9 protein-coding genes, 2 tRNA genes and 1 riboswitch are annotated in these 11,979 nt (G+C 65.3%); of the genes, 8 read left to right on the top strand and 3 right to left on the bottom strand.

Annotated elements, in window-relative coordinates; all coding sequences use genetic code 11:
• The first annotated feature begins 2 nt into the window (after positions 1-2).
• Positions 3-719, top strand: coding sequence for an ABC transporter ATP-binding protein (locus tag E8L99_RS15585; RefSeq protein ID WP_137100411.1), 717 nt, complete (start codon positions 3-5; stop codon positions 717-719).
• 4 nt (positions 720-723) lie between these two features.
• Here E8L99_RS15585 and E8L99_RS15580 read toward each other — a convergent pair whose 3' ends face one another.
• Both E8L99_RS15580 and E8L99_RS15575 read right to left on the bottom strand, forming a co-directional pair.
• Positions 724-1,605, bottom strand: a complete 882-nt coding sequence (locus tag E8L99_RS15580; RefSeq protein WP_137100410.1) for an IclR family transcriptional regulator — start codon at positions 1,603-1,605, stop codon at positions 724-726.
• Between the two features lie 113 nt (positions 1,606-1,718).
• Positions 1,719-1,803, bottom strand: a tRNA-Tyr gene (locus tag E8L99_RS15575).
• Positions 1,804-1,955: 152 nt separating this feature from the next.
• Between E8L99_RS15575 and rlmB the strand changes: the two genes are divergently transcribed.
• A complete protein-coding gene (gene rlmB / locus E8L99_RS15570; RefSeq protein ID WP_137100409.1) occupies positions 1,956-2,789 on the top strand; it encodes a 23S rRNA (guanosine(2251)-2'-O)-methyltransferase RlmB in 834 nt (277 codons plus the stop codon).
• On the opposite strand, the gene E8L99_RS15565 is transcribed toward rlmB, so the two are convergent.
• Entirely contained in the window at positions 2,790-3,230 is a 441-nt protein-coding gene (locus tag E8L99_RS15565; RefSeq protein ID WP_137100408.1) for a hypothetical protein, read from the bottom strand.
• Between the two features lie 484 nt (positions 3,231-3,714).
• Between E8L99_RS15565 and E8L99_RS15560 the strand changes: the two genes are divergently transcribed.
• From E8L99_RS15560 to E8L99_RS15535, 6 genes are all read left to right on the top strand, one after another.
• Entirely contained in the window at positions 3,715-5,394 is a 1,680-nt protein-coding gene (locus tag E8L99_RS15560; RefSeq protein ID WP_137102143.1) for an MFS transporter, read from the top strand.
• A 286-nt stretch (positions 5,395-5,680) separates the two neighbouring features.
• Positions 5,681-7,354, top strand: coding sequence for an MFS transporter (locus E8L99_RS15555; protein ID WP_391527494.1), 1,674 nt, complete (start codon positions 5,681-5,683; stop codon positions 7,352-7,354).
• A gap of 308 nt (positions 7,355-7,662) precedes the next feature.
• Complete coding sequence (locus tag E8L99_RS15550) at positions 7,663-7,893, top strand: hypothetical protein (RefSeq protein WP_137100407.1); 231 nt, start codon at positions 7,663-7,665, stop codon at positions 7,891-7,893.
• Positions 7,894-8,164: 271 nt separating this feature from the next.
• A tRNA-Thr gene (locus tag E8L99_RS15545) sits at positions 8,165-8,239 on the top strand.
• 162 nt (positions 8,240-8,401) lie between these two features.
• Positions 8,402-9,412 (top strand): MBL fold metallo-hydrolase, encoded by a 1,011-nt coding sequence (locus tag E8L99_RS15540; protein WP_137100406.1) that lies wholly within the window; start codon positions 8,402-8,404, stop codon positions 9,410-9,412.
• 118 nt (positions 9,413-9,530) lie between these two features.
• Positions 9,531-9,757, top strand: a riboswitch (cobalamin riboswitch).
• Between the two features lie 133 nt (positions 9,758-9,890).
• Positions 9,891-11,915 (top strand): TonB-dependent receptor plug domain-containing protein, encoded by a 2,025-nt coding sequence (locus E8L99_RS15535; RefSeq protein ID WP_137100405.1) that lies wholly within the window; start codon positions 9,891-9,893, stop codon positions 11,913-11,915.
• Positions 11,916-11,979 lie beyond the last annotated feature (64 nt).

The following is an 11,979-nucleotide window of genomic DNA, read 5'->3' as shown; positions in this document are numbered from 1 at the left end:
CCATGCTCTTGGAAATCCAGGACATCTCGTTGTTCTACGGGCCGATCCAGGCCGTGTCGGGCGCATCCATCCACGTGGCCGAGGGCGAGATCGTCGCCATCGTCGGCGCCAATGGCGCGGGCAAGAGCACGCTTCTGAAGGCGATTGCCGGACTGGTGCCGCCGAAATCCGGCTCGATCCGGTTCAACGGCCAGGACATCACGACGCTTGCCGCCCATCGGCGTGTCAGCGCGGGCATCGCGCTTTGCCCCGAGGGCCGGCAGGTGTTTCCCGACCAGACGGTGGCCGACAATCTGGAGCTTGGGGCCTATGCGCTGAACCTGTCGGCGGCGGACCTGTCGGCGGCCATCGAGGAGCAGTTCGACATCTTCCCGAGACTCAGGGAACGGCGCGCGCAGCCCGCCGTGACGCTGTCGGGCGGTGAGCAGCAGATGCTGGCCATCGGCCGCGCTCTGATGAGCCGGCCGAAGCTCCTGCTCATGGACGAGCCGTCGCTGGGGCTGGCGCCGCTGATCATCAAGGACATTTTCGCCGCGATCCGGCGCCTGCGCGAGCGCGGCATGACCATCCTGCTGGTCGAGCAGATGGCCAACCAGGCCCTGCGCGCGGCCGACCGCGCCTATGTCATCGAGACCGGCCGGATCACACTGACGGGCACCGGGCGCGAGATGCTGGCAAGCCCCGAAGTCCGGGCCGCCTATCTCGGTGGCGGCCACTGAACGATCAGGAGCGGCCGCTGCGGCGGCGCGGCGACCGGCTTTCCAGATCGGCGGCGCCGTTGCGACGCAGCGGGATCGTGCCATCCGGCGCCTCGGTCTCGGCCCGATAGCCGAGATTGGCGGACAGCCGCTCGGCGAAGGCCAGCACGAACGCGGGCTGCGGGCTCGCCTCGTCGATCGCCAGGGCCTCGTCCGGCCCGATCACCGTGATAACGAACTGGACCTGGCCGCTATGGTCGAAGACCGGTGCGCTGACGGCATTGATGCCGGGCACCGGCACGCCCTCCGTTACGGCGTAACCGCGGGCGCGAATCTCAGCGAGATCGGCGGCGACATCGCGGCTGGACCGGGCCGTGCCGATGCGGCGGCTGTTGCCGGCAGCCGATATCTCGCGGTCGACCAGCGGCTTTGTCATCCGCTCCGGCAGAAGCGCCGCAAAGAGCCGCCCGGTCGCCGTGCCCGTGACAGTGTAATTGGTGCCGGCGCGCAGGTTCACATGGATCGGCTGAACCGATTCCTCCACCTGGATGATGGTCGGCCCGTGCGATCCCCAGACTGAAATCGTCACCATGAGCCCGGTTTCGGCGGCGAGATCCTCGGCGGCGCGGGCCGCCATGTGCAGAGGCACGTGGCTGCGCATGCGTGACAGGCCGAGCTGCAGCGCGAAAGGCCCGAGCATGTAGCGCCCGCTGACCGCGTCCTGCTCGACCAGGCCCATCTTGCGGAAGCTGACGAGGTAGGCGTGCGCCTGGGCGGAGGTGACATTGGCCATGGCGGCGAGGTCGCGCAGCATGGCCGGCCGGGCAAGCTCGACCATGGCGGTGAGCAGACGCCCCCCCACCTCGATCGACTGGACGCCACGGCCCTCTGTCGGCTGTTTCTTCATGAGATCAAGGGATTAAGGGCAAAGGCCCGGCCGCGCCAGCGGAAAGTGCGCCGACGCCGTCACGCGCCGGACATTGCGGCGTCATGATCGGCATCGAAGCTGACGTGAATTGGTGGTGGGGGAAGTAGGACTCGAACCTACGAAGGCGTAGCCAGCGGATTTACAGTCCGCCCCCTTTGCCGCTCGGGACATTCCCCCGTCCCAGACCCGCGAACTGGCCGCAGGTGAGGCGCGCTTGATAGGGACGGGTCCCTGCCCTGTCAACCGTCAAACGGGGAAAGCCGTCATTTGGCGCGCGCGACACGGCAAAACCCGATTGCGTGGGTGGCCGCGTCATGGGAAGAGGGCGCATGTCGAACACGCCTCCACGGGCTGGCAAGAAGCCCTTCAAACCGTTTTCGCGGCCTGGCCGCCCGTTCAAGGGCCGGGGCGGCCGCGTGCTGCGCGAAGCCGCTCCCGATTTCGAGACCGGTACCGTGCTGCTCTATGGCTGGCACACCGTCTCCGAGGCGCTGCGCAACGGCAAGCGGCGGATTCGCGTCCTGCTGGCGACCGAGAATGGCGCCAAGCGGCTCGAGGAAGAGGGCATCGCGGCCGAGCCGACCATCGTCTCGGTGCGAGAGATCGACCGCAAACTCGCAGCCACCCCCGATGCCGTGCATCAGGGCCTCTATGCCGAAGCCGACGCGCTGGACGCGCCGGATGTCTCGGAGATGCCGGCCGAGGGCGTGCTGCTGCTGCTCGACCAGATCACAGACCCCCACAATGTCGGCGCCATCGTGCGCTCGGCCGCCGCTTTCGGCGTCAAGGCGATCGTCACCACCAACCGTCACTCGCCGGAAGCAACCGGCGTGCTGGCGAAGAGCGCCTCCGGTGGTCTTGAACATGTGCCCTTCGTGATGGTGCAGAACCTGTCGCGCGCCATGCTGGAGCTGCGCGAACGCGGCTTCCTGCTGGTCGGGCTGGACAGCGAAGGCGATGCCGATCTCGACCAGATCAAGCTGCGCGAGCCGGTGGCGCTGGTTCTGGGCGCCGAGGGCAAGGGCCTGAGGCAGCTGACGCGCGATACCTGCGACGTGCTGGCGCGCATCGACATGCCCGGCGTGATCAAGAGCCTCAACGTGTCGAACGCGGCCGCGCTCTCGCTTTATGCGGTCACCACGCGGCTGGGCCTCAGAAGCTGATCAGGGACGGCGCGGCCCCGGCGGATCGGTCAGCCGGATGACGCGGGCATCCGACCCGCCGCCCGGATACCAGGCCGGCTGCTGGCGCAGCGGCTCGTGCTGATAGCGGTAGCCCGGCGTGCCGGTGACCGCATAGGCGCCCGAGCGCTGGCGGCGGCGGTCGACCGGCGTCACCTGGGGCGGATGGGCGTAGATCGGCGGCTGGTAGACCGGCAGCGACTGGCGATAGTCGACAACCGGTCGCGGTATGAAGGTCGGCCCTGCCCGCTCGCGGCGATAGACGATGCAGCCCCGGCATTCGCTCCGATGAACCACGACGGTGCCGTCCGGCCGCACCCGATAGCCGATCTCGTTCTGCCGGAAGGTCTCGGCTGAGGCATCGACGGCGGATGCCAGACTGGCCGCCAGCACCATCGCGCTTGCAAACATGCGGGGGGTCATGACATCTCCCTGCCAATCGGCTGATCACATTCAACTCACCCTAGGCGGAACCGGGGTCTGCGAGAAGCGCCAGGGCCGCCACCTGTGCCGCCATTCGCCAACAGGGTGAATTCTCGCGCCCAGCTGGAGTTGGGACGAACGGCATGACGGGGCGGCGGCCTCGTTTTTCACATGATGCATGTGTCATTAAGACAAAAGTAGCGCGACGAGCTGCCGCGCCACTGCAACGTCCAGTATATTTGCGACATTGTGCCACATTGCGACGTCATATCAGATTGAAATCTCGGATTTTTCAAATTTTATCGCGGTCCACCGGCACAACAACCCGGACATTGCACTTCACTTGTCAGCGACGCTTTTCTTAAATACGCAGATACCCTTACGTACCTGAAGATTGCCAACTGACGAGCGATCAAAGGGCGCAACGGCTCTGGAGGGAACAGCCATGACGTCAACGACAGTGATTGCCGAACGCAGACGACCCATGACCAAGGAGGAGCGCAAGGTTATCCTGGCCTCCTCGGCGGGTACTATTTTTGAATGGTATGATTTCTATCTTTACGGATCTCTCGCAGCCATTATCGGCGCACAATTTTTCTCATCATTCCCCGAAGCGACGCGCAATGTGTTTGCGCTTCTGGCATTCGCGGCCGGCTTCCTGGTTCGGCCGTTCGGCGCGCTTTTCTTTGGACGACTTGGCGATATCGTTGGCCGGAAATACACGTTCCTGATGACCATCCTCATCATGGGCATCTCGACCTTCGTGGTCGGCCTGCTGCCCAGCTATGAGACGATCGGCTGGATCGCTCCGGTCACGCTCATCATCCTGCGCATGCTGCAGGGTCTGGCGCTGGGCGGCGAATATGGCGGCGCCGTCGTCTATGTGGCGGAACACGCGCCCAACAACCGCCGCGGCTACTACACGTCCTGGATTCAGACCACCGCGACGCTCGGCCTGCTGCTGTCGCTGATGGTGATCCTGGCCGTTCGCTCGTGGACCGGCGAGGCAGCCTTCGCCGCCTGGGGTTGGCGCGTGCCGTTCCTGCTCTCGATCTTCCTGCTCGGCATTTCGCTCTATATCCGGCTGCAGATGGAAGAGAGCCCGGCCTTCCAGAAGATGAAGTCGGAAGGCACCCAGTCCAAGGCGCCGCTTTCGGAAGCCTTCGGCCAGTGGAAGAACGCGAAATTCGCGGTCATCGCCCTGCTCGGCCTCGTCGCCGGCCAGGCTGTCGTCTGGTACACGGGCCAGTTCTACGCGCTGTTCTTCCTGCAATCGATCCTGCGCGTCGACATGTACACGGCCAATGTGCTGATCGCCTGGTCGCTCATCCTCGGCACCGGCGGCTTCATCGTGTTCGGCTCGCTGTCCGACCGCATCGGCCGCAAGCCGATCATCCTCGCCGGCTGCATCCTGGCCGCGGCGACCTATTTCCCGGTCTTCAAGTTCATCACGGCCACGGCCAATCCGGCCCTGCACGCCGCCCATGAGAAGACCAATGTCGTCGTGGTCGCAGACAAGGACCAGTGCTCGTTCCAGTTCAACCCGACGGGAACGGCCCGGTTCACCTCGTCCTGCGACATCGCCAAGGCGCAGCTTGCCCGCTCCTCGGTGAACTACACGGTCGAGAATGCGCCGAAGGGCGCGATCACCAAGATCCGCATCGGTTCGACCGAAGTGACCGCCTATGATGCCGGATCGCTGAGCGGCGATGCCGCGCGCACCGTGCCGGCCGAATTCACGCGCACCGTGAATGCGGCGCTCGCGGCCAATGGCTATCCCCCGCCCGGGGCCGCCAACCCGACAACCGTGCGGATGAATCACTTCTTCGACCTCTTCAACAAGCAGGTCTTTCCGCTGGTCCTCGTGCTCACCTATCTCGTGGTTCTGGTGACCATGGTCTACGGCCCGATCGCCGCGGCCCTGGTCGAACTGTTCCCCACGCGTATCCGCTATACCGGCATGTCCCTGCCCTACCATATCGGCAATGGCTGGTTCGGTGGGCTCATGCCGGCGACCGCCTTCGCCATGATCGCCCAGTCCGGAAACATCTATTTCGGCCTCTGGTATCCGATCGTGATCGCGATGATGACGGTTGTCATCGGCGTGTTGTTCGTGCCCGAAAACAAGGACAAGGACATCTTCTCCGACAACGACCGGACCTGACGACCGGCGGCCTCGTCTATCCCAAAGGGCGAGGCCACCCACTTCCGCATGCCCAAACCTCTCCGCCGTTCGACCGCGCCCCGGTCGAACGGCGTTTTCTTTGCCGGGTCGGTGGCCATGCGACAAAAGTCTTATCGACGTTTGTCCAAGCGACATCACCGCTTCACTGGAATATCCGTGACAACTCGTCGCAATCACGACTGGATCGCGACCAAAAGCAACAACAGCGGCTCCCCATCAGGCGGGGCACGCGTTCTGGGCCCAAGGAAGGATAAGACCCATGTCAATGAGCTCATCTGCGGGAGCTGCAGCAGCGCCTCGCCCCATGTCGCCGGAAGAGAAGCGGGTGATTCTCGCCTCTTCCCTCGGTACCGTCTTCGAATGGTATGACTTCTATCTCTACGGCTCGCTGGCCGCGATGATCGGCGCCCAGTTCTTCGCGCCGTTCGATACCAATACCCGCGCCATCTTCGCGCTGCTGGCCTTCGCCGCCGGCTTCCTGGTCCGCCCTTTCGGCGCTCTGGTGTTCGGCCGCCTTGGCGACATGGTTGGCCGCAAGTACACCTTCCTCGTCACCATCCTGATCATGGGCACCTCGACCTTCCTGGTCGGCCTGTTGCCCTCCTATGCCACCATCGGCTGGCTCGCGCCCGTCATCCTGATCGCTCTGCGCATGCTTCAGGGTCTGGCTCTCGGTGGTGAATATGGCGGCGCTGCCGTCTACGTTGCCGAGCACGCCCCTGCCGGCCGCCGCGGCTTCTACACGTCATGGATCCAGACGACGGCCACCGTCGGCCTGCTTCTCTCGCTGCTGGTCATCCTGACCATCCGCCTCTATCTCGGCGAAGCGGAATTTGCTTCCTGGGGCTGGCGCATTCCGTTCCTCCTGTCGATCTTCCTGCTCGCCATCTCCGTCTGGATCCGTCTCCAGATGAACGAGAGCCCGGCCTTCCAGAAGATGAAGGCCGAGGGCACCGGCTCGAAGGCGCCGCTGTCGGAAGCCTTCGGTCAGTGGAAGAACGCCAAGATCGCGCTGCTCGCGCTGTTCGGCCTCACCGCCGGCCAGGCCGTGGTCTGGTACACCGGCCAGTTCTACGCGCTGTTCTTCTTGCAGAGCATCCTTAAGGTCGACCTGTTCACCGCCAACGTGCTGATCGCATGGTCGCTGATCCTCGGCACCGGCTTCTTCATCGTGTTCGGTGCACTGTCCGACAAGATCGGCCGCAAGCCGATCATCCTCGCCGGCTGCCTTATCGCCGCCGTCACCTTCTTCCCGCTGTTCGGTGCCCTCACCAAGGCAGCCAACCCGACGCTCGCCAAGGCGCATGACACGGTGAAGGTGGTGCTCACCGCCGATCCGGCCGGCTGCGGCAACGTGTTCAACCCGGTTGGTACCCGCGTGTTCACCGCACCTTGCGACGTGTCCCGCGTGGCGCTCGCCAATGCCGCCATCAAGTATGACTTCGCCAATGGCCCGGCGGGTTCCGCCGCAGCCGTCACGGTCAACGGCACGCCGATCGCGATCGACGCGCAGTTTGCCGCCAATCTCGGTCGCGCCACCCAGGCCGCCGGCTACCCGGCTCCGGGCGATGCCCAGATCATCAAGGTCAACGGCTTCTTCTCCGCCCTGTTCAGCGGCCGCTCGCTGTGGATCATCGGCATCCTGACGGTCCTCGTCATCTACGTGACGATGGTCTACGGCCCGATCGCCGCGGCGCTGGTGGAACTGTTCCCCACCCGCATCCGCTACACCGCCATGTCGCTGCCCTACCATATCGGCAACGGCTGGTTCGGCGGCCTGCTGCCGGCCACCTCCTTCGCCATGGTGGCCGCAACCGGCGACATCTACTACGGCCTCTGGTACCCGATCGTGATCGCCATGATGACCTTCGTCATCGGCCTCCTGTTCGTGCCCGAGACCAAGGATCGCGACATCTTCACCTACGACGGCAACAAGTAAGCGCCATCTCCGATCCGAAGACCACAAGCGCCGGGGGCCCTCCCCCGGCGCTTTCTTTTTGTCAGACACCGCCAGTGCTCAGCGCTTCACGGCGGCGCGATCAATGATCACATCCGTGCGATTGTGCAATTCCGCAATCCTTTAACGTCTCATTTGCTTGCATTTTCTCATTTTCGTGATTGGCATGTGATCGAAGAGAGGTCCATCTCAGGGACGTCGACGGCGGACACCTCCCGCCGACACCGAACTCAAAGTCCCCGGCCAGCCAGTGTCCCTCCCGCGCCGGTTTTGAAGATGGAATGACGACCATGAAGAAGATCATCCTTGCTGCCTCGCTGCTTGCTCCCCTCGCCCTCGGCTCGGCCGCCATGGCCCAGGAAGCCGGCAGCTTCTCGAGCCCGGTCACTGCCGAACAGGCCGTGACCAACGTGTCGTCGCCGCGCGAATTCACGCTGCGCAACGTGTCGCGTCCGGCCGCACCGGCCAGCCAGTCCGGTTATCAGGCCGAGTGGCCGCAGGGTAACGGCTTCGGCAGCTGAACTCCCAGGCCCACAGGCCTGACACAACGAAGCGCCGGGGTTCGCCCCGGCGCTTTTCTTTTGTCCTCAGACCGAGGGATGGACCGGCATCGCGCCCCTGTGCTCTTGCATCGGGCGGCTGCCATTGCTAGGCGATGGGCTGAGGGCCACGCCGCATGTCGCGCAGACGACGAACGGTGGACTGGAGCCTGATAGGCCGTCCGCATCCTGCGCGCATCCCGCGCCTGGTCCTGACGGATACCGACGTGACACTGGCTTTCAGTGTCGCAGGGCCGGCGTAGCACAGCGGTAGTGCAGCGGTTTTGTAAACCGAAGGTCGGGAGTTCGATCCTCTCCGCCGGCACCATTTTTTCGCCTTTCCCGGCGCATATTCACAACTGCGTTACGTGCCGTTACGGATAGGGACAGCGGGCGGGGTTCGTCGCAATCTCCCAGCCGCTTGCGCTCGTAACAGCGTCGCCAACAATTCTTTCGGCAGGCCCTGCCTGCCGTGCACCCGGAGGCTTCCATGACCGTTCTCTCCCGCCGTCACGCCCTGGCCGCCGGCGCCGCCGCGCTCGCCGCGCCTGCCCTCGTCGCAGGCCTCGAGGCCCAGGCCCAGACCACGCCAGCCGCGCCGGCTGCCCCCGCGGCCCCTGCCGCCGCGGCCGCCACCCAGGCGCCCGGCTTCTACCGCTACAAGGTCGGCAGCATCACCGTCACCGCGATCAACGACGGCTTCGCCATGCGCCCGCTGGAAGGCTTCGTGCGCAACGCCCAATTGCCCGCCGTCCAGCAGGCGATGAGCGCGGCCTTCCTGCCGACCACCGCCCTGCCGATTCCGTTCAACACCCTGGTGGTGCAGACCGGCGGCAAGACCGTGGTGATCGATACCGGCAACGGCGATTCCGGCGCGCCGACCTCGCGGGTCTGGATGACCAATTTCAAGGCCGCCGGCTTCGACCCCGCCAAGGTCGACACGGTCGTCATCAGCCATTTCCACGGCGACCACATCAACGGCATCCGCCTGCGCGACGGCACGGCCCAGTTCCCGAATGCCGAGGTTCAGGTGCCCGCACCTGAATGGGCGTTCTGGATGTCGGACGAGCGTATGAACCAGGCGCCGGAAGCCATGCGCGGCGCGTTCCAGAATGTCCGCCGGGTGTTCAAGCCGATCGAAGCCCAGGTGAAGAAGTACAATCCGGGCGTGGAAGTGGCGCCGGGCATCACCTCGGTTGCGGCCTTCGGCCATTCGCCGGGCCACACGGCCTTTGTCATCGCGTCCGGCAATGCCAAGCTTCTGAACATGTCGGATGTGACCAATCATCCGGCCCTGTTCGTGCGCCATCCCGACTGGTCGGCGGTGTTCGATCAGGATGCGGACATGGCGCGGGCGACCCGCCGCCGCATGCTCGACATGGCTGCGACCGAAAAGACGCAGGTGCATTTCTATCATGCGCCGTTCCCGGCAGCCGGCCACATCGTCAAGGACGGCACGGGCTACCAGCTGGTGCCGCTGCAGTGGACGCCGGCCATCTGATCCAGCGCCCTGGCGCCTGAACGACATCGCTCCAGACCCGCTCTCCTGCCCAGGGGAGCGGGTTCTTCTTTGGGATCACGCCCTGCGACCGATTGACATCTGCCGCCTTCTCGCCGCATTTTGCCGGCCTCGCGACGGCGGCCGCTCCGGATACGGATCGGCCACGGGAATGCGGTGAGCGCGAGCGCCCCTCCGGGGCATGAGCGCTAGTCCGCAGCTGCCCCCGCAACTGTAAGCGGCGAGCCGGCTCCACAAATGCCACTGACGGCCATCATGGCTCTCGGGAAGGCGGAGCGCCGGCGACGACCCGCAAGCCAGGAGACCGGCCGGCGCGACGTCACTATCCGTACGTGCGGGATGGCGCGTTCGGGAGCGGTCATCCGCTTTTCCGTGACACCGAGCCGTCGCGGAGCTTCCACGCTCAGATTTGGGCCGAACAGGCCTCCGCGATTCCCGTGTGATCCCAGCGGAGGTCGCCATGTCGCGCCGCATTCTCTCGATTCTGACAATCTCCTCAGCCTTCGTTTCTCTTCCCGCGCTGGCGCAGGATGCATCCCGCACGGCTCCGACCGCCCTGCCCGACATCACGGTCTATGGCGCGAGCCTCGTGCCGATCGATTCGGCCCGCGTCGGCTCCTCGGTGACGGTCATCACCGAGCAGGACATCCGCAACCAGGGAGCGAGCTCGGTTCCCGACCTGCTGCGTCTGGTCCCGGGCCTCGCGGTCAACCAGTCCGGCGGCCGTGGCGGCCTGACCCAGACGCGCGTGCGCGGCGCGGAAGCCAATCACACGCTCGTCGTCGTCGACGGCATGCCGATCAATGACGTCAATTCCGGCGATGCCGATCTCGCCAACCTGCCGGTCGACTCGATCGAGCGGATCGAGGTGATCCGCGGCCCGCAATCCGGCATCTGGGGTCCCAACGCCCAGGCCGGCGTGATTTCGATCACCACCAAATCCGGACGTGGCATGGCGAAGCCCGAGATGACGGCCCGTATCGAGGGCGGCTCGTTCGGCACGGTGCAGGGGTCGGTCGGCGTGCGCGGCGCGCAGGGCCCGTTCTATGGCGCGCTGACCATCTCCGGTCTCCGCTCCGGCGGCACCGTCGTCGCGCCGGGCACGACGCGCCCGAATGGTTCGGAGATGGGCTCGCTCAATGCCCGTCTCGGCGTCGATCTCTCCGACTGGTTCAACCTGGAGGGCACGCTCCGGATGGTCAGCCGCACGGGGTTCTACAATCCGAGCAACACGGCCTTCGGGCCAGGCTTCGTGGCCGATCCGAACTACGGATTCCTGGCCAACGGGATTGGCCGCAATGTCGCCAATGACACGCAGGGCCGCATCGTGGGCACTTTCAAGCTGCTCGACGGCGCCTGGACGCATCGCTTCTCGGCCGATTCCTCGCAGCAGACGACCAATGCTCGCGATTCCTATACCAGCGACTTCGGCTTCCTGGAGAGCCAGACATTCTGGTCGGCGACCCAGCGCAACCGCGCCGAATATCGCACCGCCTACACGTTCGACACGCCGAGCTTCCTCGGCGCCAAGCACACGGTGGTCGGCGGAGCCGATTTCTCGCGCGAACATTTCCGCTACTATTACGAGAGCGACGGCTTCTTCGGGCCCTATGTGAACAATGGCTATGCCGGTGCCGGCCAGTTCCGCGAGCGCAAGGGCCTCTATGGCGAGTATCTGCTGGCGCTCAATACCGGGTTCTCGGTGTCGGCGGCGCTGCGCAACGACTGGAACTCGTCGTTCCGCAATGCGCTCACCTGGCGCCTGACCGCGGCGCAGACCTTCGGGACGGGCACCAAGCTCCACGCCTCCATCGGCAAGGGCGTCACCAATCCCACCTTCTTCGAGCAGTTCGGCTTCTCCAACACTTTCGTCGGCAATCCCAATCTGACGCCGGAAAGCTCGATCGGCTGGGATGCCGGCATCGAACAGCGCTGGTTCGGCGGCCGCTTCGTCACCGACCTCACCTATTTCCGCGCCAGCCTGCAAAACGAGATCGTCGGCTCCGGCACGACGGTCACCAACCTGCCCTTCGGCACGTCGCGCCAGGGCATCGAGGCGACAGCGACCGCCAAGCCCTTCGACTGGCTGAGCGTCACGGCGTCCTACACCTATACCGACACCCGCAGCGCCGAGGGCGATGGCCTCGGCGGCTACAATTTCAAGGAAGCCTTGCGCCGGCCGAAGCACGCGGGCAGCCTGTCGGCGACCGCGCTGTTCGCCGAGAACCGCGCCCGCTTCACCATGGGGTTGTCGCATAACGGCCCGATGCGCGACCGCTTCTTCGGCCCGTTCGCCACCACTGACGTGACGCTTGGCTCCTACACCCTGGTCAGCGCCCAGCTGAGCTATGACGTGACCCGCAACGCCACCGCCTATATCCGCGGCGAGAACCTCCTCGGGCAGCGCTACCAGCAGGTCTACGGCTACCAGTCGCCAGGCGCCGCCGTTTATGCCGGCATGCGGGTGAAGCTCGGCGGCGAATGAGCCGCTAGACCAATTTCAAACGTTTCGCATCGCTGCGATGCCGCGCGCCTGTCGACAGGCGCGC

The sequence above is a fragment of the Phreatobacter aquaticus genome (genome assembly GCF_005160265.1).
In the GTDB taxonomy this organism is placed as follows: Bacteria; Pseudomonadota; Alphaproteobacteria; order Rhizobiales; family Phreatobacteraceae; genus Phreatobacter; species Phreatobacter aquaticus.
Note: the sequence above shows the minus strand (reverse complement) of the source record. Positions and strands in the feature narration are given on the sequence as shown.

What these genes read in the sequence shown, in the direction of transcription:
- E8L99_RS15540 (WP_137100406.1), top strand. Translation starts at nt 8,402, where the DNA reads ATGACCGTTCTCTCCCGCCGTCACGCCCTGGCCGCCGGCGCCGCCGCG.
- E8L99_RS15560 (WP_137102143.1), top strand. Translation starts at nt 3,715, where the DNA reads ATGACCAAGGAGGAGCGCAAGGTTATCCTGGCCTCCTCGGCGGGTACT.
- E8L99_RS15580 (WP_137100410.1), bottom strand. Translation starts at nt 1,605, where the DNA reads ATGAAGAAACAGCCGACAGAGGGCCGTGGCGTCCAGTCGATCGAGGTG.
- rlmB (WP_137100409.1), top strand. Translation starts at nt 1,956, where the DNA reads ATGTCGAACACGCCTCCACGGGCTGGCAAGAAGCCCTTCAAACCGTTT.
- E8L99_RS15555 (WP_391527494.1), top strand. Translation starts at nt 5,681, where the DNA reads ATGAGCTCATCTGCGGGAGCTGCAGCAGCGCCTCGCCCCATGTCGCCG.
- E8L99_RS15535 (WP_137100405.1), top strand. Translation starts at nt 9,891, where the DNA reads ATGTCGCGCCGCATTCTCTCGATTCTGACAATCTCCTCAGCCTTCGTT.
- E8L99_RS15585 (WP_137100411.1), top strand. Translation starts at nt 3, where the DNA reads ATGCTCTTGGAAATCCAGGACATCTCGTTGTTCTACGGGCCGATCCAG.
- E8L99_RS15550 (WP_137100407.1), top strand. Translation starts at nt 7,663, where the DNA reads ATGAAGAAGATCATCCTTGCTGCCTCGCTGCTTGCTCCCCTCGCCCTC.
- E8L99_RS15565 (WP_137100408.1), bottom strand. Translation starts at nt 3,230, where the DNA reads ATGACCCCCCGCATGTTTGCAAGCGCGATGGTGCTGGCGGCCAGTCTG.